A 23,252-nucleotide genomic window follows, 5' to 3' on the forward strand; every position below is an offset into this window, starting at 1 on the left:
TCATCCCTTTTTTCTCACAAACTCTCTCCCTTTCTTCCGTTCTAATATTAAATTATACAAAAAAGGATCTTACAGGTGAAATCATAACATAGCAATCAGATCTGGTAATGTATTCCCATTAATGGAGTTTGCTTTGAACAGGAAACCAGATTTGACATCTGGTTTTTTGTGTTTCACTTTATCCACTCGTTTCAATTGTCTCTAAAAGCAGTTATGCGGTACTATCATATAAAGGTCCAATAATGAAAACCAATGTCATACTTTTAAATTCACCTTATCATGCACATGCTCATATATAGGGGTTTATTCTAAAAAGGGGATGGACGATTTTGGAAAGCAAGTACCTAGATCTACTCGCGCAAAAATACGATTGTGAAGAAAAAGTGGTAACAGAAATCATTAATTTGAAAGCGATATTGAACCTGCCAAAGGGCACTGAGCATTTTGTCAGTGATTTGCACGGGGAGTATCAGGCATTCCAGCACGTGCTGCGCAATGGTTCAGGACGAGTCAAAGAGAAGATACGCGACATCTTCAGCGGTGTCATTTACGATAGAGAAATCGATGAATTAGCGGCATTGGTCTATTATCCGGAAGACAAATTGAAGTTAATCAAACATGACTTTGATGCGAAAGCGGCATTAAATGAGTGGTATAAAGAAACAATTAATCGAATGATTAAGCTCGTTTCATATTGCTCCTCCAAGTATACCCGCTCCAAACTGCGCAAAGCACTGCCTGCCCAGTTTGCTTATATTACGGAGGAGCTGCTGTACAAAACAGAACAAGCTGGCAACAAGGAGCAATATTACTCCGAAATCATTGAGCAGATCATTGAGCTTGGCCAAGCCGATAAGCTGATCACCGGCCTTGCTTACAGCGTTCAGCGGCTGGTAGTCGACCATTTGCATGTTGTCGGCGATATTTACGACCGCGGACCGCAGCCGGATAGAATTATGGAAGAACTGATCAACTATCATTCTGTCGATATTCAGTGGGGAAATCACGATGTCCTTTGGATCGGTGCCTATGCCGGTTCCAAAGTGTGCCTGGCCAATATTATCCGTATCTGTGCCCGCTATGACAACCTGGATATTATTGAGGACGTGTACGGCATCAACCTGAGACCGCTGCTGAACCTGGCCGAAAAATATTATGACGATAATCCAGCGTTCCGTCCAAAAGCAGACGAAAACAGGCCAGAGGATGAGATTAAGCAAATCACAAAAATCCATCAAGCGATTGCCATGATCCAATTCAAGCTTGAGAGCCCGATTATCAAGAGACGGCCAAACTTTAATATGGAAGAGCGGCTGTTATTAGAGAAAATAGATTACGACAAAAACGAAATCACGCTAAACGGAAAAACATATCAACTGGAAAACACCTGCTTTGCGACAATTAATCCGGAACAGCCAGACCAGCTATTAGAAGAAGAAGCAGAAGTCATAGACAAGCTGCTATTCTCTGTCCAGCATTCCGAAAAGCTGGGCCGCCATATGAATTTTATGATGAAAAAAGGCAGCCTTTATTTAAAATATAACGGCAACCTGTTAATTCACGGCTGTATTCCTGTCGATGAAAACGGCAATATGGAAACGATGATGATTGAGGATAAACCGTATGCGGGCCGTGAGCTGCTCGATGTATTTGAACGATTCTTGCGGGAAGCCTTTGCCCACCCGGAAGAAACCGATGACCTGGCGACAGATATGGCTTGGTATTTATGGACAGGCGAGTACTCCTCCCTCTTCGGAAAACGCGCCATGACCACATTTGAGCGCTATTTCATCAAAGAGAAGGAAACGCATAAAGAGAAGAAAAACCCGTATTATTATTTGCGAGAAGACGAGGCAACCTGCCGAAACATCCTGGCAGAATTCGGCCTCAATCCAGATCACGGCCATATCATCAACGGCCATACACCTGTAAAAGAAATCGAAGGAGAAGACCCAATCAAAGCAAACGGAAAAATGATCGTCATCGACGGCGGCTTCTCCAAGGCTTACCAATCCACAACAGGCATCGCCGGCTACACGCTGCTGTACAACTCCTACGGCATGCAGCTCGTCGCCCATAAACACTTCAACTCCAAGGCAGAAGTCCTAAGCACCGGAACCGACGTCTTAACGGTGAAACGATTAGTGGACAAAGAGCTTGAGCGGAAGAAAGTGAAAGAAACGAATGTGGGTGAGGAATTGCTGCAGGAAGTGGCGATTTTGGAGAGTTTGCGGGAGTATCGGTATATGAAGTGAGGGATGTGGGGTTCAGAGGTTAGATATAATCTCCTAAAATAGATGGAAAGATGAAACAAAAAATCTGTTTACCTTTAGAGAACTTCTTATAGTTAAAAAGGGCACTCAAATAGGACAAACTAAAAATACTTTTCAGAATGTAGCAGGGAAGTGCTGTTGGTACCGAAACAATTCGTAAAAATGTATTTATTTCAATTTAATAATTCGATTATTAACCTAAAATACACAAAGTAAAATTCAATATACCACCTAATTGGAATACAATCAAAAAAGAGCTTGACAAAGACTCCAAGCTCTTTTTTGATTGTTTGAACATTTACTAATGAAAAAAATATAACAATTATGCTATAAGATTTACTAAAAAATGTCCTTTTATTATCTTATACTCAATATTCTAGTCACTGATAAGTATGACTAAATTAATTCTCTTTTAATCAATCAAGGGGAGATAAAATTAAATCTTCTAACCAATAATGAAGTTCCTCTAAAACTTCATTTTCTCCAATTGTGTTAATTTCTCCATTCTCTTCTATTTTGGGAAAAAGCTTAATATACAAGAGTGGTTCAACAGTTTTCTTTACTTTTTTACCTTTTTCGCTTCCGTATAAACAAATGACTTGATGCACCACTTGGCCCCTTTGAGACTTTCTGTTGGACCCTAAGTAAAAAAAGTTATAATAACTAGTCAATTGTTGATATGTAGTTGTGGCATAATCATTATTATGCATATTAGCTAATTTTCTGAACTTTGCATCAAAAATCAAACTGCTCCTAAACAGTAAATCGCCATTTTCTTGCTTTTCATATAAGTCCAGTTTGATATCGGGTCTTTTCTTTTCCTGTCCCGCAAAAAATAATTCTCCCTTTTCTTCGGCTGAAAATTTATCGCCATGGTACTTATCATACCAACAATGAATGATAGCTTTTTCATTTTCTAATTCGAAGAATGTGCCCGGTGGAATAAGGCTTTGATGATAAAGCTCAACAAAATTAGGCTCAAACCCCTTTTTAATCCTAAATCCGATTTTTTTAAGACAATCAATGACAGTAAACAAACAAAAATATTCATAAATCTGCCAAAAGGGTTTAAGTATCTTGACAATTTGTTTGTTGTCACCTTCCGCTTGTTGAAAAAGTTTTGATTTATCATAAATACTGTTCAACTGATAATAATTGTTACTTTTTAGAACTGGCTTAATTTTTCCACGATCAATTTCTTTCAGAAATGAATTATTCAGTAAATAAACCATTCGACTAAAAATAGAACTTAATTTTACTATCCAAAAGTCTTGTTTTTCTAGAATTCCTTTATGTTTTTGAATCTCTTTTTCTATAATCGAAATTTGTGAACTGATATCTATTTTCGTTGTTGTCGAAACTTCTCTTCTAGTGTTTAAATAATCTTTTCTTTCATACAAAGAGAAGACTTTATATTCTAAAGAATGAAGTTTCTTTTGTACAATGACGCGGCTCTTAGAAATTGTTTTGATAACATGGTTTAGATCTGAACTCCAATTCGACAAGATATTTTTCATCCAGCGGTTCGCACTTTGGTTGTAATTCACTTTCTTTACCTGATTATAATAATAGGTTTCTTCTCCAATACCACTATTCTTTGCAATTCCCTTATTTGTAGTACTCCATTTAATAGACCGTCTATTCTCCTTACCGGGAGTTAAACTGACTTCATTACTGCTGATTATATGAGATAGTGGCAACTTTTCTAAAGACAATAAAAAATAGTAGATGGTTTCCTTTTGGCTAGTCATATATCTTGCATAATCATAATACCAATTCGATAGAGTTTTATCTTCCTGATCCATTAAACTCTCATTGCTGGAGATTAAGTCATAGATCATTCCTTCAATTTTCGATTCCAGATAATGATGAATAGAATTAACTTGCTCCGTTGAAAGATACAAAGGTCTTACAAAAAACCCGACTGTATAGGTTTGTCCCTGGTAGTAAACATGAATGAGATATGTTCCCATTCTCCATGGAAAGGTGTCGTCACCATGATTATAAATCCAGTTCAAAGTCGGTTCTAAAGTAAGTGGATACACATGTTTTTTTTGTGTATCCGATGAATCATATAAAGAAGTTTGAATTTCGATTCTAGCGTTCTGATCAAAATGTTCAGGAGAATCAGCAAAAAATTTGATCCCTGTATTTAATCCCTCATAGAGTTCGATGTAGGAATCTTGTTTTATATAAGCATCATATGGGTAAATTTCTGTAAAAGTCTTATCGCCCATATCGTATCGATTTTTATGATTGATAGCAATTGTAATAGGCAATTCCTTACCATTACAAAGTATAGCCATTTCGAATCAACTCTTTCGCTTTTTGCTTTAGGTAGGCCAAGGATTTTTCAAATTTAAGTCCTTCGTATTTTGTCAATATAATACCTATTTCCCCGTCCTTTTCATTCGGTTTACCTTCGTTGTCTTGTTTAAAAACAAGACTTTCGATTTGATCACGGTAACCTCGAATTTTTGACAATATCCTTTGTTTAATCTGGTAATCAAAGGCTACATCCCGGGAAAGAAGTTCGTTCTCATCCTCATCATACGGAACATTAGTAAGATACTGAGAAATCGCCTTTACAATTCGAAATGATACACCTGTTTGTGAATCATAATTACTTATTTGTTCGTGAATTTCATCCAAAATCTTTAATTCTACATCTTCTAAGGATAATAAACCTTTCGATTGTTTAATCCATGATCTATAAATTTGGCAGCTTACATTAAAAGGAAGGACTACTGAATCTCCTTCTTCAAACTGCTCTTTTTGTTCCTCTTCGTAAATTTTCGCTTCCAAAAATCCTTTTTTCTCTAAAATTAATACATTGGAACGATCTAAAAGTCGATTTGAAAATTCCTTCCCAGTCTCATCAAAATTAGCTGTACCTACAAATAAAACATTTTCTCCAATTTCGATTCCACCGCAGTATTCTTCTTGACGACACATAGCCTTATCACTAAACAGCTTTAATTTTCTTTTACCAATAGGTGCTTCCAAAATAGAAATAAAATCACTGAAATAATGCTCGACTTGACCCAGATTCATTTCGTCAAAAATAACCATGAACATTTTATCTTTTTCTTTGTTGGCTTTTAAGAGAAAACTGACCAACCCAGTGTCACTTTCCATATAAATACCTGTTTGTTGATTCAAAAACCCTAATACATCAGATGGTTCAGTAAAGGCTGGGCTTACAGGGATAAATAATAGGTTATCTCCATGTTTTAATCCAAGAGCATCTGCGTATAATCTTGCAAGTTCAGATTTACCAGTCCCACTCATTCCGCCTAATATGGTGAATTTACTTGTTTTTAATGAAATATGTAGATTTTTCAGGTCATTTTTATCATAAATTAAATCTCTTTTTTCAGCTAATAATTCCAGCCTTTCCAAAAACCTGTACTCCGCATAACCATTATGATTCACTTTGTTTTCTGTAACTATTAAATTGTTTTTTTCATGTGCTTTTTCTTGATTATCATCTTTTTCATGTTGTTTGTAGGATTCTGTAATGATTTCTCCAGATTGATCAATCTCATCAATTAATTCTCCTCTATGAGTTGTTGAAATAAAACAGAGGTCTTTATAAGCTGCCTTGGCCATTGAAAAGTGCCAATTATGCGGCAATGGTACTCGTTTGATTTCTTCTGGTTTCCGGCAAATATAAGTGGTCGTTCTGGCTTTGTATTTTTCTAATACTTCTGAATCCGGAATATGATAAATAAAATTATCACATACAATGAATTCAGGAATATCAAAACTGTGATTATATTGCTCAAGCTCGATTGGTTTTTGGTCTAACAATAATTTTTCAAACCTCCTATGCGAAATCCCCTTTTTATAATGAGGAATAGCTACATAATGGGAAGATTGTTCATCATCATTATCGACCAATACAATATCAAAATTATAATGATACCTTTTCTTTTGGATTTCATAATTTAGTTTGGGTTTAAAGAGAATCAATTTCTTTTCGAAGTGTTTTCTAATAAACTCCTCTTTATTCTCAGAAGCCCCATAGTTTTCTCGTTCTAAATAGAGTTTATTACGATTATCAAATGTTATATACACATCCTCGGTTTGTTTTCCTAGTAGCTCATTTAATATGAGAGGTTCATCAGAGCAAGCTTGTATATAAAAAACAATGTCTCCTGAGGCTGTATAGCTTACTGCTTTTCCGGGTACAGTATCTGATCTCCGAAAATTAATGTTGTCATCCGCCAGTCTTCCCAGAATGAAACATTCTTCTATTTTTCTTTTTTCTGTAGGTGAAAGTTCTTTTTGTTCAAAGTTCGTCTGCATAAATCAAAACTTCCTTCCTGCTTAAGTATTGAATAATTTCCTGAATATAAAAGGTGATATCATATTGGCCAAGTTCTTCATAACTCAAATGATGTTTTTCTAAAAACTGTTTGAATTCATACCATTCTGTTGCACTAATAAAAGAGGATCTAGTCACAAAAACGGTTTGTTCCTTGTATTGACTACTTGACCTTATATTTTTTTTAAACTTCGTAGGTAAAATTGTTACACTTTCAAAAGGTGTCCCTACAAAATAATCAACATCTTTCGTGACAATAATAAAATTGTTTTCCGTAATGATGCGATAAAATACCATTTGTAGGGGCTCATTCTTATTTAAAACGCTTTCTAATTTATCCACTTTCTTTGTAAGTTCTTCTATATTGACCAATAGATGATTCTCATTTTCAATTTGCCTATTCAAACTGGTAACTAGACTAGAATTTTCTTTTTCTAATCTATTTTTTTCTTCCGTTAATTTTAAAAATCTGCTCTCAACATTCTTCAACTCTGCTTCTTTTTCTTTTGTTAATTTTAATAATTTGCTCTCAATGTCCTTCAACTCTGCTTCCTTTTCTTCTGCTGTCTTATTTAATTGTTCTAATTTATGAGCTTGAATATTGAGAACAGTCGTTTGAATAAGGTCTTTATAGATTTCTTCGTTATATCTCTCTTCTTTTAGCAAAAAAGCAGTCATAATATATACATGCATATTTTTTTTCGTTTTTGCTAAAAAACGAAAAGCAGATTCTTCATCAACAATCAAATCTCTGATTTCAACAAAAACCTTTTCAGAGGATTGCAAAAAGATATTTCCAAATTCTTTTAGTGTTTCAATATTTTTTTCATGTAGGCTATTAACATCAACTATTTTACAGATTTTCTCTAGAGGGGTTCTGTTTAATTCTTGGGATAATCCATTAAAAATGTAATGTCCTTTATTAGTATTTTTAACTATTGTTTCATAATGTTTCTCAAATTCTTTAGGGAATAATTTATAAGTAATAGAGATAATCTCAAAATTACGTAAATCTTGCTCCAATTCTGCATGAACAGCAAACTCCAAAAATGTAAATTCTGAAATATAAGAACGTTTTTCTATTAAGTCTTTTGCAATATGTAAAAACATATCTTCAAAAGCCAAATAGTCTTTTTTTTTCCCTCTTTTTTTCTGAAATCCATTATTTAAAGCTGTTTTGATAGTGTTTCCTAATAATTTTATAGGTGCACTATTCAAATTACGTTGGAAACCTGTTACTGTTAGTTTGAATTTTTGACAAATATATGCCATATCATTTTTATCTAATAACGATAAGAACCAATCTACGTCAATCACACTTATGGCACTCCCTTTGTAAATTAAAAATTACTTTCAAATTCCTTCTATAAAATTGAAAAGTGCAAAAAATCTTCTTATGAAAATTTATAGTTCTTTATGAGACAATTTCATCTTAGAAATCCCACCTTAAATATAGTTGGTATAACTAAAATTATATTATAATATATGGAATTTCAATATAGAACCTTTAAACTCTAGTTTGAAAATAAAGAGTACTAAAAGATTCTATATTAATGGTTTCTAGCAGCATATATAGATATACTTTAATTATTTGAATGATGCTATTATAAAATACACAAAGTTACTTAGTGCATAGTCATACTCTACATAGGATTCGAGTATAACATAATACAAGTCTAGTACTTCATTATTTAACTGCATCTAACATTCTTCTAAACAGGAATCGGTCTATTCAATCTTCGAATAGCCCATAATCTATATAAATAGACTTAAATACATTAAGAACTCATTTCACAGATGTATAAAGAGAACTATGAAGATTGTTAAACCTCACTTCACTTATGATAAGGCTCCCCACGATTAATCCGAAAAGCCCGATAAATCTGCTCCACTAAAATAAGTCGCATCAACTGATGAGGAAACGTCATTTTCGAGAACGACAGCTTTTCATCCGCTCGCTTCATCACTGCGTCACTCAATCCGAGTGATCCGCCGATGACGAAGGTGACTTTGCTTTTTCCATATGTAGCCAGCTTATCTATTGTATCGGCTAGTTCTTCGGATGTTTTCATTTTTCCTTCGATGGCGAGGGCGATGACATGGGCGTCGGGGCTGATTTTTGCTAGGATGCGGTCGCCTTCTTTGTCTTTTATGATTTTCATGTCCTGGTCGCTTAGGTTTTCCGGCGCTTTTTCGTCCGGGAGTTCGATGATGTCGATTTTTGCGTAGGCCGAAAGTCGTTTCGTGTATTCTTCAATGCCTTGCTTGAGGTATTTTTCTTTTAGTTTTCCGATTGTCACAATATTGATATTCACAGGTCATCCCCACTTTAAAAACAAGTTATTCATATATGTTGTCCACAATTGTGGATATCTTTTCTGTATTTTGTGTAAGATCATTCGTTCCCCACTATATATACTGCGGGGTCTCCACATAATTCACAGGCTGTGGATAAACTGTTAGTATGTTCGATTTTTCTGATTTCGGGCGGCAGCTCGTGGTCGTCTATGTACATATCCAACACCGTTTCGATGTGTTCTTCACAGGAATAATACGTTTGTTTCATGTTCAAATCCTCCGATGTTTTCTTCCATTTTTACAATTGTTCTCTTCTCAATATAACCTATTTATTCACATGTTAGTAGTGCTTCGGGCTGAGTTTTATCCACAATTCGACAAACAAGCTGTTGATGACTCTATTTCGCTCGTGTGTTAGTTTGGATGTAACCGATGTGTGGGGAGGTTTGCATTTGCGCTTTAGATGGGTTTGGCTTTTTGTTATCATGTTGCTGCTTGCTGGGTGTCAGCCGTCTTATTGGGTGTTGGAGAAGGATCGAATCGGTGAAGGCAGTCCAGACTTAGAAATATACGCTAATTACCTTCAAATGCATGATGAAGTAAAAGGGTATCAAGTCTTCACCATATCAGAAGGCAAAAAAATGGTCGTCGTGTCTCTCGGAAGCAGTGAGAAAGATAAGAAACTCGAAGTGTCGGACGTCAAATACTCACCTAAAGAAACGATTGTAACTGTGAAACGAAGACCTGCTCCTAAGGCAAATGAGAAAAACCCTTATATTTTGATTGGACTGGACAAAATCGAAGGGGATTTCATCGTACAGGATGAAACGGGAAACCGCTTTGAAGAAACGGATTATCAGCAATAAAGCCGGCGTTCAGAGAACGTCCGGCTTTTTCTTTTACTTCAATGTCCCATGCGGGTCGATGACGAATTTTTTGGCTGCGCCTTTGTCAAAGTCGCTGTAGCCTTTTGGCGCGTCGTCCAGAGAAATGACAGTGGCGTTGACTGCTTTTGCGATTTGCGCTCTGCCGCTCAGAATCGCTTTCATCAAATTGCGGTTGTATGTCATGGCGGGTGTTTGTCCGGTGACGAAGGTGTGAGCCTTGGCCCAGCCGAGTCCGAAGCGGATTTTTAGTGAGCCTGTTTTGGCGTCCGCATCCTTTGCGCCAGGATCTTCGGTCACGTATAAGCCCGGAATTCCGAGGCTTCCGCCGACCTGGGTGACATCCATAATCGAGTTCAGCACGGCGGCTGGCGCTTCTCCTTGATTGCCGTGCCCAGATGCTTCAAAGCCGACACAGTCCACTGCGCCATCAACGGTTGGTTCACCTAGTATTTGTTCAATTTGCTCGCCGAGACGGTCGTGTTTTTGCACGTTGACCGTTTCACAACCGAAGCTTCTCGCCTGTGCCAGTCTGTCTTCGTTCAGATCACCGACAATGACTGTGGAAGCGCCGAGAAGCTGGGCGGAGTGTGCAGCTGCCAAGCCAACAGGCCCCGCTCCCGCGATATAGACGGTTGAACCTGTTTGCACGCCCGCTGTATAAGCTCCATGGAACCCGGTCGGGAAAATGTCGGACAGCATCGTCAAATCGAGAATCTTTTCTAGCGCCTGTTCTTTATCAGGGAATACCAAAAGCTGAAAATCGGCGTACGGCACCATGACGTATTCAGACTGGCCGCCGACCCAGCCGCCCATATCGACGTAGCCGTAAGCCGATCCCGGCCGGTCAGGATTGACATTCAGGCACACATGCGTTTTCTGCGTTTTGCACATCACACAGCGCCCGCAGGCAATATTGAAAGGAACGGATACGATATCTCCTTTTTTGATAAATTCAACATCACGCCCTGTTTCAATGACTTCTCCGGTGATTTCATGCCCAAGCACCAAGCCTTCAGGCGCTGTTGTGCGGCCTCTGACCATATGCTGATCGCTTCCGCAAATGTTGGTTGTAATGACTTTGAGAATAACCCCATGCTCACATTTCCGATTCACATTCGCCTTCGGAACGCCGGGCCCGTCCCTCAAGATTAACTCCGGATAACCGATATCCTCCACCGCTACAGTCCCTTTGCCTTTGTACACAACCGCTTTGTTTCCTGTCAACGCCATTCCTCCCATTCATGTGTTTGGACTCTCCGTCCTTGAACATGACTTCGGTTCGGCATGACCCTTTCCCTTTATCACGGCTATTTTTTCTGTATTCTTATAACAACAAAGATGCCAAGAAAGCAGCCGATAATAGTTCCGAAGATGTCTAACCAGTCGATTTTACGTCCATTTAACAGGAACACAGTAATGGCCGAAACCAGGCTGATTATAACTGCCAGAAGAATCACCAGTTTGGTCCGCATGTCATTTCTCCTTTAGATTCGTTTCTATCCCATACCCAAAATCTCTGCAAACTTCAGTTCATCAAAAAAAGAGACTTTATACCAGTCTCTTCATAAACAGATCAATTAAAAAATTTCCTGAGAAATAATGTGACAATACTGGTTACTAACGCAATTGCCGTATACATAACAACCCAAAACATGAATGAGCTATTGCCCGAAGCTAACGTAAATAACAATATCAAACTCGCGATAAGGACGATGAGCGGCGCCACCCAAAATCTCTTAAATAAAAAATGACCCGCTATACCAAATACACCTGCAATGATCGGAAAACCAAAAACGATAAATAAAACGGCGATAGCTCCCATACTAACCTCCTTGCCCTAAAACCACTTCATCACCTCAACATCATACAGCTTCAAATGACTCTTCGGCGTCACAATGTCCTTTACCTTCCCAATCTCTTTTTCTTTCATTTTCTTTCCGGTTTTCAGACTGTACTGTTCAATGTAGGCAGGCTTGTTGTACGTGTATGTGAAGAAATAGAGGCTGCTGCCTTTTTGGGTGATTTCTTTGAAATCGGCTTTCATTTTTTCTGATGAAAGGGTGAAGGCGATGCTTGTTTTTCCTGTCTTGGCATCGATTTTATACACCTTTCCGAAGCCGTCAATGAAGTACAGGTTCCCGTCATAAGAGAAGAAGCTTTTTTTGAAGCTAAAGGGCATGGAGCTGTATATCGTTTGTTCGTCGTTTTTGTATTCGGCGATGTCGTGCAGCTCTACTTTGCCGCTTTTTTTGTTGACCTTGACCATTTGATAGAGATTGCGCGCCTTTTGGCCGCGAATCATGACATACACAGCTTGGTCGTCCACGGCAAGCTGGGATTCGACTGAGGCTCCTTCCCTGTACTGCCATTCCGTTATCTTGTGGTAGGTGAGCTTCTTCTGATCCGCTTGAATCTGAAGGAGCTCATAGACTTTTTCGTCAGCTGTCGGAACGAGTGCGAAAATCGAACCGTTATGAAAACCGGAGGCCCGAATGTAGGATGGGATGACGTCTTTTTTCCACTCTCCGTTCATTTGGCGGTACAGCTCTGAGCGGTATCCGTCTCTCTTTTTGTCATAGCCGGAGTTGTATAAGGTATAAAAACCGTCCGTGTTTTGCAGAAAGCCCGCGCTGTCTCCGGTGTGCTGATAGGCTCTTTTATGAGAACTCAGGCCGTTTTTGATCGTGTAAATCGTGTTTTTGTCCTCCAGCATCACACTGTCGCCGTGAACCTTGGCTGAGCCCAGCTCAAGGCCCTTCATCTTAAAGGAAGACAGCGACCCGTCCTGGCTGATAAACAGGGCGTAGCTTTTCCCGCCGCCAAATGCATCTTGATCCGCAGAGGATGAGAAATACAGCAGGATTTCTTTGTCATCCAGGAAACTGGGATCTCTGAGATCCTGCTGATTCACGGCTTTATGGCTTTTGAGAGGGGAAACGAAGACAAATAGTGCGATTCCTGCGAGAACAAGCATGGCAATGGTGATCATCCACTTTTTCATATCCCTCTCCTTATCTGATGGTCATAATGGTTGCTGTATAGGATGAACTGGTGATGTCGCGCGGATACACCCCTAAACCTCCGTTGCTGTCTATATCAATGCCGGCTTTCAGCAAAAAGGCGGACCATAGGAGCTTTGAACAGTTTTTGGCGCCGTCATGGCCGGTACTTCTGTTATTGACGAAGTTAAATGAGTATGGGTCGCCGACTTTTGATACCGCCCAGTCAGCGGCAGCTGTTTTTTGAGATGAGGTAACACTGACGGTCTGCACAATGGAGTTGTCTTCCACGTCTCTGGCATTGTAAGCGATCTGCCTGACACCGTCGCCCGGGACAGATTCAACAATTTTGTCAGCGGCGGAATACATGCCGACGTGGCCATGATTATAGTAGGCTGTGTAGGAGTTCGTGTAATAGATATTGCCTTTCGCGCTTGTCGGGAGTTTTTTCGTGCCGGACGAGCCGCCCATGATAGACATGCCGCTTTCCTTGGCGAGCTTGTCACCTTCTGCTTTGTCAGCTGTGATTTCCTTATAGAACTGTTTTAGGATAACGTCTTGCTTTACGTGCTGCTGTTTGGCAATCTGGCTGGCCGATTTCATGATTTCCTCCGGTGTCGTGCCTGGCTGCAGTGCGGCAATTTCTTCTGCATAGTTTGTGGTCTTTACGGCTTTGGCTGGAGAAACAAACAGGCCGCCGCATATTGTAAGCGCTACCATAAACATTGATACCCTTTTCTTCATTCTCATTACATCTCCTCTTTTCATTTAAATGTAGGAAAATATACTTCCCTTCTCTATTATATTAGGAATATATGGAAAGAAACTAGTCCTTTTACAGAATTTTTAGAATTTATTTACAGAAGACTAAAAAAGGCCTTTACCAGACCCTTTTCGTTAAAGCTCTTTGCTCATCACCACGTCTGTTTCTTGAAATCCGGTTCGCTCATATAGCTTTCGCGCCGTCTGATTATGGGCAAAGACGTGAAGGGACAGCTTCCGGATTCCCATGCTGCGGGCCGTGTTATCTAATGCCGCCAATGCTTGCTTTGCGTAGCCCTTGCCCCGATACGGTTCATATAACCCGAAATCGTAAATAAACGCTTCCTGCTGCGGATGCTCCGGTTCAGCATGGATCCAGAGCCAGCCAACGATTTCCTTTTCATTCAGCGTGAGGCTCCACAAATGGTGATGGGGGGTTTCCAGCCCTCTCGGAAGCAGATCAGTAAACGTCTGCCTAGACAAACGCTGTGCGTCTTCAGGCAGCCATGCTCCCGCTTTTACCTTTTCTTCCGCGTAATGCTTTGTTGTGTACGTGAGATAGGACCGAAATTCTTCTGTCTGCATAGGGGTCAGTATGATTGTCATATCATCTCTCCTTCATATATTGACTAGAGGATTTTACATAAAATAGAAAGAGGTGTTACTATCAGAATAAGCAACTGAGATTGATAAGTCACTAGAGAAAGGAGTTTCACATGAATAAGATTGCACCTGCAGAAATCGCTAGCATGCTCAACGATTGGTACCTTGCTATCAAGAAACATGAAGTGGAAGAGTCCTCCCGTTTATTTGAAGAAGTGAAGCCTTTATTGGATGACATGGAAGAGGATCAGGAGGTGCTTGCCTACTTCTCCTTATTGGAACTGCGCCACAAGGTTTTGCTTCACGAGGCGAGAGGACAGGGTTTTCAGCATGAGGAGCCTTCTCATATGAATGCTACGTCTGACATGCTGAAATATTACTTTTTTCTGTTTGAAGGCATGTATGAGGCCTATAAAAATAATTATGATATTGCCATTGGGCTGTATAAAGATGCTGAGCAGTATCTCAACAACATTCCCGATCCGATTGAGAAAGCCGAATTTCACCTGAAGGTCGGAAAGCTCTATTATAAGCTGGGACAAAATATTGTGTCCCTCAATCATACACGGCAAGCGGTCAAAACGTTCAGGGAAGAGACTGATTATAAAAAGAAGCTGGCTTCAGCCCTGATTACCATGTCAGGCAATTTTACCGAAATTGGGCAGTTTGAAGAAGCTAAAACATATTTGGACGAAGCAATTCGGATCACAAGAGAATTGGAGGATCATTTTTTTGAAGCCCAGCTTTTGCATAACTTCGGACTTCTCCATGCGCAAAGCGGCCAATCAGAACAAGCAGTCTCCAAATTAGAAGAGGCCTTGCAGAACGAAGAGTATGCCCGCTCCGCCTATTATTATCATTCTGCCTACCTGCTGATACGAGAGCTGTTTAAGGTCAAAAAGAAAGAACAGGCCTTATCTTATTACCAAGAAGTGAAGGAAAAATTGGCTGCTGAGCCGAATAGAATATGTGAGGCAAAAATAGACATTTTATATGCCATTTATGCAGAAGGGGGTCATGCGGAAACGTTTTACTTATGCAAACAACATATGGATGACTTGTTGTCCGAGAAAGAGTATGACAGTGTAAGAGAACTTTCCATTTTGGCTGGCGAACGGTATAGGGAACTTGAGCTTTACAAAGAAGCTGCCCACTTTTTTTATGAAGCATTACAAATTGAAGAACTGATTAAACGAACGGAGGTTATATAAATGAAAAAATTTTTGATTGGCGCAGGCGTCGCAGCGGTGATGTTATCAGGTTGGTTTATTGCGGACCATCAAACCCATTCACAGGAGATGAAAGTCGCTGAGAAAATGATTGGATAAATGAAAAACCCCCGCGGGTGCGGGGGTTCAATTTAACGAAAGAATCCTAAAACGGTTTGTAGTTTTAGGATTCTTTCATCTTTTCAGCGTGATTGAAAACCCTTGAAGTCTAGGAAGAACGAGCATTGGAGCGCAGCGAATGTTTGGAATTCGTGAGCACCGAAGCGCAGGCCTGACAACGAATGCGAGGATTTGTCGACACGCTGAAACCCCCGCGGGATGCGGGGGTTTTCTTATTACAGGAGCTTCTTCCCTAGCAGAGATTCTACAAGCTCTACTGCTGTTTTGCCCGTTTTGTTTTTGTGATCAAGGATCGGGTTAACCTCAACGAATTCGGCTGAGGTAATGATGCCTGCGTCATACAGCATTTCCATAGCCAGATGGCTCTCCCGGTAGCTGATGCCGCCGACGACAGGGGTTCCGACACCCGGTGCGTCGTTCGGATCAAGTCCGTCCAGATCAAGGCTCAGATGGACGCCATCACATGCTGATAAATAATCAAGGGTTTCTTCAATGACCTTTGTCATGCCAAGACGGTCGATTTCGTGCATTGTGTACACCTTCATGCCGCTTTCCTTAATGTACTTGCGCTCCCCTTCATCAAGTGACCGGGCGCCAATGATAACGACGTTTTCCGGTTTGATTTTAGGCGCGTAGCCTTCAAGGTTAACCAGTGACTCGTGGCCAATGCCGAGGCTGACCGCGAGCGGCATGCCGTGAATATTGCCGGATGGTGAAGTTTCAAGTGTATTCAAGTCGCCGTGCGCGTCATACCAGATGACGCCGAGATTATCGTAATGCTTTGCTGTGCCTGCCAGCGTGCCGATCGCAATACTGTGGTCACCGCCCAGGACAAGCGGGAATTTTTTCTCTTCGATGACTTTGTTGACCTTTTGCGCGAGTTTTTCATTTCCCGCCAAAACAGAATTCAGGTTTTTCAATTCCTCGTCATTTTTGATCTTTTCGCGGTTGATCGGAATGTCACCGAGATCTTCAACCGTATACCCCATGTCTGACAGCCGCTCAATCAGATGAGCGTACCGGATGGCACTCGGGCCCATATCTACTCCGCGTCGTGCTTGTCCTAAATCCATTGGCATTCCAATAACCGAAATCGTTTTATCCATCTGTGATTCCACCTCAACATTTAAGATAATGTCCTATGCGGGTTCTAACAAAGATGACTTGCGGACAACGTTTTTAAAGCTCTAGCTGACGATTTGCCTGCTGGCGTTTTTTAATGACGACATGATAAATGATGTAGCAAATGATCATAAACGGTACGCCGCAATACAGCGCGATACGCTGCTCCGGATCAAATGCGAGGCTGATAAGCACGACTGTATTTAACGTCAGGCCGATCAGCGGAAGCACCGGATACAGCGGTGTTTTGAATTTCAAATCTTCTGTCTTGCCGCCTTCGCGGATATATTTGCGTCTGAACATGATTTGGGAAAGCGAGATCGTAATCCAGCCGACCTGCGCGCTCATCCCCGCCAATGATAACAGCACCATATATACGGTTTCAGCCTGCGCAAACTTTGTCAGAAGTGATAGGCAAGCCACAGCCATCGTTACGATTAACGCATACATCGGTACACCGCGCTGATTTGTTTTGCCGAGCGCTTTAAAGGCCTGTCCTTCATTCGCCATCGCGTACAGGATACGTGTTGATGCGTATAAACCTGAATTCGCAACAGATAACAGTGCGATTAAAATAACAAAGTTCATGATATCAGCAGCATATGGGATTCCAATTTGCTCAAATACGGCAACAAACGGACTTTCCACGACTCCCGCCTGTTTCCACGGAATCATGCCGGCAATGACAACGATGGAAAGAACAAAAAATACAAGCGTTCTCCATACTGTCTGTTTGATCGACCGCGGAATCGTTTTTTCAGGGTCTTCACTTTCTCCGGCCGCAACCCCGATCAGCTCAGTTCCCTGGAACGCAAAGTTCACGGTAATCATCGTAATCAGCATTGCCTTTATGCCGTTCGGAAATAACCCGTCTTCATAAAAATGCGTCAAAAACGGCGCATGCTCTCCGCCCTTCAGATCAATCAGGCCAAACATGGCAGCTCCGCCGAGAATAATAAATAAAAGGATAATCAAAATTTTAATGCCTGAGAACCAGAATTCAGATTCCGCAAAGGCTTTTGTGGTGATCGCATTTAGAATAAACATCAGAGCTGCAAAGACCAGACACCAGATCCACACATCTATATGCGGAAACCAGCGTTGCATCAGCTGCCCCGCTGATAAGAATTCAATGGCGCATGTAACCGCCCAGCCGAGCCAGTACAGCCAGCCGAACGCAAACCCAAAGGCCGGGCTGATAAATTTTGTCGCATAGGTCTGGAAGGACCCCGATACAGGAAAGGCGACTGCCAGCTCTCCTAAGCAGAGCATGGTCAAAAACATGATAAAGCCGCCCACTAAATAGGACAGAACCGCGCCGAGCGGTCCCGCTTGGTTAATGGTAAACCCGGTTCCAAGGAAGAAACCGGTTCCGATCACTCCGCCCAATGAAATCATGAACAAATGGCGTGATTTCATTGTCCGCTGGAGCTGATTTCCGTTATCTTGGTTTGTATTCACATTCTGCACCCCTTCAGCAACTTGTATTGGATCTAAGCTGGAACATCTGCATGGTGCTATCCCAGTTTGCTGTCCAAAGAGCCTCTATCTATTTAATATAAAATTCACTTCTTCTCATAAAGATACATTATACTAAAATACTGTAGCTGAGCAAATAGGGAGTGCTGATTTTTCTGTTGTAAATTTATACAAACGAAGTGAATATCCCTTCATGGTGCGGGTTTATGCGTTTTGCAGCACGTGCTTGATTTTCTCTATCGCCCAATCCAAATCCTTTTTGGAAATGATTAATGGCGGTGCAAAACGAATAACTGTATCATGCGTTTCCTTGCATAAAAGCCCTTCTTCCTTCAAACGCTCACAATACGGACGTGCCGCTTCTGTCAATTCCACACCGATAAACAGCCCTCTGCCGCGGACTTCTTTAATGATAGGGCTGTCAATGCTCTCAAGCTCGCTTTTAAAGTATTCGCCAAGCTCAAGAGAACGATCCGCCAGTTTTTCATCCTCCAGCACTTCTAATGAAGCGATAGACACTGCACATGCAAGCGGGTTTCCGCCAAATGTGGAGCCGTGTGATCCCGGGTTAAACACGCCTAAGATCTCGCGGTCCGCCGCAATGCATGAGATCGGGAACACACCGCCGCCAAGCGCTTTGCCCAAGATATACATATCTGGAACAATGCCGTCCCAGTCACAGGCAAACGTCTTGCCTGTACGTCCGAGACCCGTTTGAATTTCATCCGCAATAAACAAGACATTCTCTTCCTTACAAATCGCCGCCGCTTCCTGTAAAAATCCTTCAGGCGGAATGACAATGCCCGCTTCGCCTTGAATCGGTTCAAACAAGAATGCCGCTGTATTCGGCGTAATGGCCTGTCGAAGCGCTTCCACATCGCCGTAAGGAATGAGTTTGATCCCCGGAAGCATCGGGCCGAATCCTCGTTTATATTCCTCTTCAGAAGAAAGAGATACCGCCAGCATCGTGCGGCCGTGGAAGTTCCCGACACACGCGATAATTTCCGCTTGATTGTCTGCTACGCCTTTCACTTCATACGCCCAGCGTCTCGCCGCTTTCACCGCAGATTCAACCGCTTCGGCTCCTGTATTCATCGGCAGAATCATCTCTTTGCCTGTCAGCTTAGCTGTTTTTTCGTAAAACGGCCCAAGCTGATCGTTGTGAAACGCGCGTGATGTGAGGGTAATTTTATCAGCCTGATCCTTCAATGCCTGAATGATTTTCGGGTGTCTGTGACCCTGGTTTACCGCAGAGTAAGCACTCAGCATATCCATATATTCATTGCCTTCCGGGTCCTTTACCCAAGCACCCAGCGCTTCAGAAATGACAATCGGGAGCGGGTGATAATTGTTGGCTCCATAATGAGACGTCTGATCAATAATTTCTTTGGATTTAGATAAAGCTGGCATATTTGAATTCCCCCTTGTTTTCTGTTTCAACATGTTATCCTGCTTTCCCTTTATATAAATGCAAGTTCTGTGCCAAATCAAGAATTCGTGTGTTTTCTACAATTTTCGAGGACAAGGTGCAAAAACATTCTGATATTTCGAGCAAAAAGACTTCAGTAAGGGCAAAATTATTTTGCAGTTCAAATGAATATATCAACAAAGAAGGTATTCACAAGCCAGATAAAAAGATCCTTTTAATTAAAAAATTAAAATAAGAATGACATTTATAAGAAATATTTCCACTATAAAAAGGCGTAATCTAAATTATGATTACGCCTTTTACCTATAGTTCTTAGTTCAGTTTATCTGCAACATCCTTAACAAACATCTCTGTCGCAAGTTTAGACTCTTTATCATTAGAAGTTATTCCCCAAAATTTAGTTGCATTGTAAACGTACAGATAGTCTACAGCGCCACCTGCTGCTAGTACCAAAACAAAAATAGCAGCACCCAGAGTTTCAACACATTTACCTGAGACTAAATCCGCATGTTCAGAACTGCCCATGTTAACCTTCTCAGCAGCTTCTTTTAAAAGATCTCCACCCTTGCTGAATTCCTCATCAATTAATTTAAGATCCTTTTCATAAACCGATTTTTTCAAATCGTTAAAATATTGAGGATCGATTTTTTTCATTTCACTTATTAACAATTGAGTAAGTTCTTTAGATTTATCTGAATTTCTAACATTATAATCGTTGGTGTTCCAAATTTCAGGAAATTTTTTCGAGATTTCACCTTGACCAAAAACAATTCCAGCAAAAATTTCTTCACCTGAGTATTTATGTAGATTCTTTGCTTGAGTAATAGGTGTTGCACCAGAAAATATAGATACAACCAACACAATGAGCATTAAATAGACCAATTTAAGTTTTAAATCTTGAGCCGCTAAACGCATATCCATTTCTCCTCCCGATTTTTATTCCTATGGCTACGACTAGTGACAACAAAAACAATATCTATAATGACTTTCCTGCATCACCCCTTTTCATAAATAAATGGCTAATGGAAAACCGTTTTCCTAATGAAAAATGAAATTGTTTTTCTAAGGGCCTTAAATAGAGAATTAAAATACCTAGCATAATCATTGAAAAACTTATAAGACCAAACATTACTGCAAAAATTTCATGCATAAGTATTGCAATAATAAACATATATTTTCGATATGATTTAGGTGAAAATAAAAATGCAAATAATAACAATTGAATAATTAAAGTTCCCCAAGTTGGAATTACAACTAAAGGTGATGACAAAAAGTCATTAAATAAGGTATGTAATAAAGGCGGAAAACCTAACATTGGATCTTGAGCATAATAATAAACAGCCGTTCCATTTAACCAATCTTGATCAGCTAATTTTGCCGTAGCTGAATTAAAATATAAAATTGCAATTTGGATTCTAATAAATACAAAAGTTGTAAGTGCTATGACGCGAAAATATAAATCTTTCTTGTTGATTAGATCTGTACCAGTCTTTATATTTTCCCAATGCCATTTTCTTGAATCGGTCAAAGTTATAGGCAGGAGTAGTAACGTAAAAACTGCACTCACTTGCTCTCCCCCATCAATAGTCATAGCGGAAACTTGTAAACTATAAGATATCCACCAATGTATAATTCCAGTCAATCTGGGCCTCCAGCCTGACACAACAACCAGTAATAAGATGACACAAATCCATCGTATTAAATTAAGGTATATATGGTTATTAGGCACTGTACAAAAAATGCTATATGTTCCATTACAATACGGTGTTTCTTGTCCTGCACCCGGTCTAAAGAAAATGCTAGAATCATTTAAAGCAAGTGTTAAAGCTGTAGATAAAGCCATAATACTTCTTGCCAAACCATAGACATTGGTCCAAGGTACGTTATCATTTGCCCACTTATAAATTTTAATGTTTAACGTTTCGAACATTTTACATTCACCCTCATAACCTTAGAAGTTGGAACGACCTTATATTGGCTCCATGCCCATGGAACAAGACTTCCGCTTACGATTCCCAGATCACCACAAAGTGAAGCATTAGGCGTAGGGTTTGCAATGTCCACTTGTACCTTCATCTCATCAAGACAATTCTTTGCATCCTTATCGCATGTTTTCCATTTTAATGAACTTGGTAGTTTAGAAATAAGTAATCCAAGTTCTATGCCCTGTGCTCTGCCATATCTATTAAGTCCAAATACATTTCTTATTTTGTTATTTGGCCATGAAAGCATATCTGTATCTCCACTCATACTGTATGCATAAAGATGATCAGATCTTGGATCCCTACTGTAAAACCCCCATCCCTGTGGAATAAATTGTTTCACCAAAAACTCTGCTCTAACAGTTGTCGAGAGAGGATTTTTCGGTAATGCAACTATGATACTTGAGAAAAGCAAGATCGTTAGACATGCACAAATTGTTAAAAAAAAGAGGCCTATTCTACTTTTATCACTACTAAAATCGTTCAATTATGAACACTCTCCCGATTACAATTTATCCTATTTATTTCTAAATAAACCCATAAAATACAGAAGAATATTATCATAGGCTATATGAAAAATGAAGAGTTTTTTAATATTTAGTTATTTTTTCCCAGTTAAAAAGAGGTTAGAATAAGACTCTAACCTCTTTAAATAGGAAACATAACCCGGCTATTTATTTAGCTCTTTTTGATATATGAAATAAGATGCGAATACGGATAAGAGTATACTACCTATTGCCGCTATAAAAATAATCGGCTCGGTAAAAGACTCAGGAATAAATGCAGTTAAAACAATAATGATTCCGGCTAGAACAAATATTCTTGAACTCAATCTATGTGTAAGCCTCCATACATTTTCACTGCTTAATGTCCAAGGAGTTCTAATTCCCAAGAAAAAATTCGGTCTAACCTGCTGAATAAAATTACCAAAAACCATAAATATAGCTCCAAGAATAAATGAACCTAAATATGGAATAGGAAGTTTAATACCCAGCCCCGTCAATATTGTAATCAAATTAATGAGAAATAAGACGAGAAACATGGTATTAAAAATAGATAAGTATGCACGAGTAAAGGTCGGATAGTTTCGTCGGGGATCAATTTTAGGAATAAGCACCATAAGAATATATTGTACTATCATTATACCTACCAACGTTGCTATGGCCGTAGGTTTCTTTGAAAAGTCATCTGCTTCACCACTTATACCCCAGTGTGTTGCCAATTCATTAGGTAAGTGTGAATATGTTATAACCCAAGCTAAAATTGTTAAGGCTATCATAATTAGTGCAAAGAAATATTTTTTCATCATTCTCCACCTTCCTTCTTGTCATGGTCTGTATCTGTAAGGGAAAAAAACCAGCCAATAAGATCTTGAAGTACAGTCGTATTTAAAGAATAAATAATAAATTGTCCCTTTTTTTGGTCTCGTACTAAATCAGTGTTCTTTAAAATATTTAAGTGATGAGAAATACTAGGTTTTGACATATCAAATTGGTCAGCAATTTGCCCGGCTGTTAAATCTTGTTGTTTTAACAAATCCAAAATCCTTCTCCTTGTAGGATCGGCCAGAGCTTTAAAAGCCTTATTCAAATAATTCTCCCCCCCTTTGGTAAACATTAGGATTTAGATATTTACCTAAATAATAAAACATTTTATTTTTCCAGTCAATATACAACACCAGTATTTCCTTCCTTTACGATAAAACGATATTAGAATTAACTGTAATACAAATCCTAAGT

General features: G+C 39.8%; 23 protein-coding genes. 4 read left to right on the forward strand and 19 right to left on the reverse strand.

All coding sequences use genetic code 11. The annotated features are described in order from the left end of the window. Nucleotides 1-329 precede the first annotated feature (329 nt). Nucleotides 330-2,255, forward strand: a complete 1,926-nt coding sequence (gene fbp / locus JQX68_RS20615; protein WP_205440434.1) for a fructose-1,6-bisphosphatase — start codon at nucleotides 330-332, stop codon at nucleotides 2,253-2,255. Between the two features lie 434 nt (nucleotides 2,256-2,689). Here fbp and JQX68_RS20620 read toward each other — a convergent pair whose 3' ends face one another. The 5 genes from JQX68_RS20620 to JQX68_RS20640 form a co-directional block, all read right to left on the reverse strand. Beyond that, nucleotides 2,690-4,579, reverse strand: a complete 1,890-nt coding sequence (locus JQX68_RS20620; protein WP_205440435.1) for a nuclease domain-containing protein — start codon at nucleotides 4,577-4,579, stop codon at nucleotides 2,690-2,692. Next, nucleotides 4,563-6,584 (reverse strand): McrB family protein, encoded by a 2,022-nt coding sequence (locus JQX68_RS20625; protein WP_205440436.1) that lies wholly within the window; start codon nucleotides 6,582-6,584, stop codon nucleotides 4,563-4,565. Before JQX68_RS20625 ends, JQX68_RS20620 begins: the two co-directional genes overlap by 17 nt. Then, entirely contained in the window at nucleotides 6,568-7,920 is a 1,353-nt protein-coding gene (locus JQX68_RS20630) for a hypothetical protein (RefSeq protein WP_205440437.1), read from the reverse strand. The genes JQX68_RS20625 and JQX68_RS20630 overlap by 17 nt, the downstream gene beginning before the upstream one ends. A gap of 518 nt (nucleotides 7,921-8,438) precedes the next feature. Then, the gene (gene rlmH / locus JQX68_RS20635) at nucleotides 8,439-8,918 is read right to left on the reverse strand and encodes a 23S rRNA (pseudouridine(1915)-N(3))-methyltransferase RlmH (RefSeq protein ID WP_014115824.1); all 480 of its coding nucleotides are present in this window, start codon (nucleotides 8,916-8,918) and stop codon (nucleotides 8,439-8,441) included. Nucleotides 8,919-8,998: 80 nt separating this feature from the next. Continuing rightward, the gene (locus JQX68_RS20640) at nucleotides 8,999-9,169 is read right to left on the reverse strand and encodes a CxxH/CxxC protein (RefSeq protein ID WP_003236479.1); all 171 of its coding nucleotides are present in this window, start codon (nucleotides 9,167-9,169) and stop codon (nucleotides 8,999-9,001) included. A 184-nt stretch (nucleotides 9,170-9,353) separates the two neighbouring features. Here JQX68_RS20640 and JQX68_RS20645 point away from each other — a divergent pair, with 184 nt between their 5' ends. After that, the gene (locus JQX68_RS20645) at nucleotides 9,354-9,767 is read left to right on the forward strand and encodes a hypothetical protein (protein WP_205440438.1); all 414 of its coding nucleotides are present in this window, start codon (nucleotides 9,354-9,356) and stop codon (nucleotides 9,765-9,767) included. A gap of 33 nt (nucleotides 9,768-9,800) precedes the next feature. Here JQX68_RS20645 and fdhA read toward each other — a convergent pair whose 3' ends face one another. The 6 genes from fdhA to JQX68_RS20675 all read right to left on the reverse strand — a co-directional run bounded on the left by fdhA (nucleotide 9,801) and on the right by JQX68_RS20675 (nucleotide 14,155). Beyond that, the gene (fdhA, locus tag JQX68_RS20650) at nucleotides 9,801-11,027 is read right to left on the reverse strand and encodes a formaldehyde dehydrogenase, glutathione-independent (RefSeq protein ID WP_205440439.1); all 1,227 of its coding nucleotides are present in this window, start codon (nucleotides 11,025-11,027) and stop codon (nucleotides 9,801-9,803) included. Between the two features lie 68 nt (nucleotides 11,028-11,095). Next, nucleotides 11,096-11,260 carry a hypothetical protein gene (locus tag JQX68_RS20655; protein ID WP_205440440.1) on the reverse strand — a complete coding sequence of 55 codons (165 nt, stop codon included), beginning with the start codon at nucleotides 11,258-11,260 and terminating at the stop codon, nucleotides 11,096-11,098. Nucleotides 11,261-11,361: 101 nt separating this feature from the next. Further along, complete coding sequence (locus JQX68_RS20660; RefSeq protein ID WP_017695774.1) at nucleotides 11,362-11,610, reverse strand: DUF2651 family protein; 249 nt, start codon at nucleotides 11,608-11,610, stop codon at nucleotides 11,362-11,364. A 15-nt stretch (nucleotides 11,611-11,625) separates the two neighbouring features. Then, nucleotides 11,626-12,789, reverse strand: coding sequence for a hypothetical protein (locus JQX68_RS20665; RefSeq protein WP_205440441.1), 1,164 nt, complete (start codon nucleotides 12,787-12,789; stop codon nucleotides 11,626-11,628). Nucleotides 12,790-12,799: 10 nt separating this feature from the next. Next, the gene (locus tag JQX68_RS20670) at nucleotides 12,800-13,537 is read right to left on the reverse strand and encodes a YiiX/YebB-like N1pC/P60 family cysteine hydrolase (RefSeq protein WP_014666077.1); all 738 of its coding nucleotides are present in this window, start codon (nucleotides 13,535-13,537) and stop codon (nucleotides 12,800-12,802) included. A gap of 147 nt (nucleotides 13,538-13,684) precedes the next feature. Continuing rightward, on the reverse strand, nucleotides 13,685-14,155 hold the full coding sequence (locus tag JQX68_RS20675; RefSeq protein WP_103031329.1) for a GNAT family N-acetyltransferase: 471 nt from the start codon (nucleotides 14,153-14,155) through the stop codon (nucleotides 13,685-13,687). A gap of 110 nt (nucleotides 14,156-14,265) precedes the next feature. On the opposite strand from JQX68_RS20675, the gene rapG reads away from it, so the two are divergent. Further along, the gene (rapG, locus tag JQX68_RS20680) at nucleotides 14,266-15,363 is read left to right on the forward strand and encodes a response regulator aspartate phosphatase RapG (RefSeq protein ID WP_040081184.1); all 1,098 of its coding nucleotides are present in this window, start codon (nucleotides 14,266-14,268) and stop codon (nucleotides 15,361-15,363) included. Continuing rightward, on the forward strand, nucleotides 15,364-15,480 hold the full coding sequence (locus JQX68_RS20685) for a Phr family secreted Rap phosphatase inhibitor (RefSeq protein WP_014666080.1): 117 nt from the start codon (nucleotides 15,364-15,366) through the stop codon (nucleotides 15,478-15,480). Between the two features lie 236 nt (nucleotides 15,481-15,716). On the opposite strand, the gene rocF is transcribed toward JQX68_RS20685, so the two are convergent. The 8 genes from rocF to JQX68_RS20725 form a co-directional block, all read right to left on the reverse strand. Then, nucleotides 15,717-16,607 (reverse strand): arginase, encoded by an 891-nt coding sequence (gene rocF / locus JQX68_RS20690; protein ID WP_003226959.1) that lies wholly within the window; start codon nucleotides 16,605-16,607, stop codon nucleotides 15,717-15,719. A gap of 73 nt (nucleotides 16,608-16,680) precedes the next feature. Beyond that, nucleotides 16,681-18,084, reverse strand: a complete 1,404-nt coding sequence (locus JQX68_RS20695) for an amino acid permease (protein ID WP_014666081.1) — start codon at nucleotides 18,082-18,084, stop codon at nucleotides 16,681-16,683. A 222-nt stretch (nucleotides 18,085-18,306) separates the two neighbouring features. Continuing rightward, nucleotides 18,307-19,512: an ornithine aminotransferase gene (gene rocD / locus JQX68_RS20700; protein WP_205440442.1), complete on the reverse strand. Its 1,206-nt coding sequence runs from the start codon at nucleotides 19,510-19,512 to the stop codon at nucleotides 18,307-18,309. 331 nt (nucleotides 19,513-19,843) lie between these two features. Continuing rightward, on the reverse strand, nucleotides 19,844-20,452 hold the full coding sequence (locus tag JQX68_RS20705; protein WP_014481468.1) for a sporulation delaying protein family toxin: 609 nt from the start codon (nucleotides 20,450-20,452) through the stop codon (nucleotides 19,844-19,846). 55 nt (nucleotides 20,453-20,507) lie between these two features. Next, entirely contained in the window at nucleotides 20,508-21,461 is a 954-nt protein-coding gene (locus JQX68_RS20710) for a sporulation-delaying protein SdpB family protein (RefSeq protein ID WP_040081179.1), read from the reverse strand. Next, on the reverse strand, nucleotides 21,446-22,000 hold the full coding sequence (locus JQX68_RS20715; RefSeq protein WP_015715050.1) for an SdpA family antimicrobial peptide system protein: 555 nt from the start codon (nucleotides 21,998-22,000) through the stop codon (nucleotides 21,446-21,448). The genes JQX68_RS20710 and JQX68_RS20715 overlap by 16 nt, the downstream gene beginning before the upstream one ends. A gap of 183 nt (nucleotides 22,001-22,183) precedes the next feature. Next, nucleotides 22,184-22,819, reverse strand: a complete 636-nt coding sequence (locus tag JQX68_RS20720) for an SdpI family protein (protein ID WP_014481470.1) — start codon at nucleotides 22,817-22,819, stop codon at nucleotides 22,184-22,186. After that, entirely contained in the window at nucleotides 22,819-23,103 is a 285-nt protein-coding gene (locus JQX68_RS20725) for an autorepressor SdpR family transcription factor (protein WP_015715052.1), read from the reverse strand. Before JQX68_RS20725 ends, JQX68_RS20720 begins: the two co-directional genes overlap by 1 nt. Nucleotides 23,104-23,252 lie beyond the last annotated feature (149 nt).

The sequence above is a fragment of the Bacillus sp. LJBS06 genome, from assembly GCF_016924995.1.
Classification (GTDB): Bacteria; Bacillota; Bacilli; order Bacillales; family Bacillaceae; genus Bacillus; species Bacillus stercoris.

What these genes read in the sequence shown, in the direction of transcription:
- JQX68_RS20670 (WP_014666077.1), bottom strand. Translation starts at nt 13,537, where the DNA reads ATGAGAATGAAGAAAAGGGTATCAATGTTTATGGTAGCGCTTACAATA.
- JQX68_RS20675 (WP_103031329.1), bottom strand. Translation starts at nt 14,155, where the DNA reads ATGACAATCATACTGACCCCTATGCAGACAGAAGAATTTCGGTCCTAT.
- JQX68_RS20710 (WP_040081179.1), bottom strand. Translation starts at nt 21,461, where the DNA reads ATGTTCGAAACGTTAAACATTAAAATTTATAAGTGGGCAAATGATAAC.
- JQX68_RS20625 (WP_205440436.1), bottom strand. Translation starts at nt 6,584, where the DNA reads ATGCAGACGAACTTTGAACAAAAAGAACTTTCACCTACAGAAAAAAGA.
- JQX68_RS20685 (WP_014666080.1), top strand. Translation starts at nt 15,364, where the DNA reads ATGAAAAAATTTTTGATTGGCGCAGGCGTCGCAGCGGTGATGTTATCA.
- JQX68_RS20655 (WP_205440440.1), bottom strand. Translation starts at nt 11,260, where the DNA reads ATGCGGACCAAACTGGTGATTCTTCTGGCAGTTATAATCAGCCTGGTT.
- JQX68_RS20620 (WP_205440435.1), bottom strand. Translation starts at nt 4,579, where the DNA reads ATGGCTATACTTTGTAATGGTAAGGAATTGCCTATTACAATTGCTATC.
- rapG (WP_040081184.1), top strand. Translation starts at nt 14,266, where the DNA reads ATGAATAAGATTGCACCTGCAGAAATCGCTAGCATGCTCAACGATTGG.
- JQX68_RS20665 (WP_205440441.1), bottom strand. Translation starts at nt 12,789, where the DNA reads ATGAAAAAGTGGATGATCACCATTGCCATGCTTGTTCTCGCAGGAATC.
- rocF (WP_003226959.1), bottom strand. Translation starts at nt 16,607, where the DNA reads ATGGATAAAACGATTTCGGTTATTGGAATGCCAATGGATTTAGGACAA.
- JQX68_RS20705 (WP_014481468.1), bottom strand. Translation starts at nt 20,452, where the DNA reads ATGGATATGCGTTTAGCGGCTCAAGATTTAAAACTTAAATTGGTCTAT.
- JQX68_RS20640 (WP_003236479.1), bottom strand. Translation starts at nt 9,169, where the DNA reads ATGAAACAAACGTATTATTCCTGTGAAGAACACATCGAAACGGTGTTG.
- rocD (WP_205440442.1), bottom strand. Translation starts at nt 19,512, where the DNA reads ATGCCAGCTTTATCTAAATCCAAAGAAATTATTGATCAGACGTCTCAT.
- JQX68_RS20720 (WP_014481470.1), bottom strand. Translation starts at nt 22,819, where the DNA reads ATGAAAAAATATTTCTTTGCACTAATTATGATAGCCTTAACAATTTTA.
- fdhA (WP_205440439.1), bottom strand. Translation starts at nt 11,027, where the DNA reads ATGGGAGGAATGGCGTTGACAGGAAACAAAGCGGTTGTGTACAAAGGC.
- JQX68_RS20660 (WP_017695774.1), bottom strand. Translation starts at nt 11,610, where the DNA reads ATGGGAGCTATCGCCGTTTTATTTATCGTTTTTGGTTTTCCGATCATT.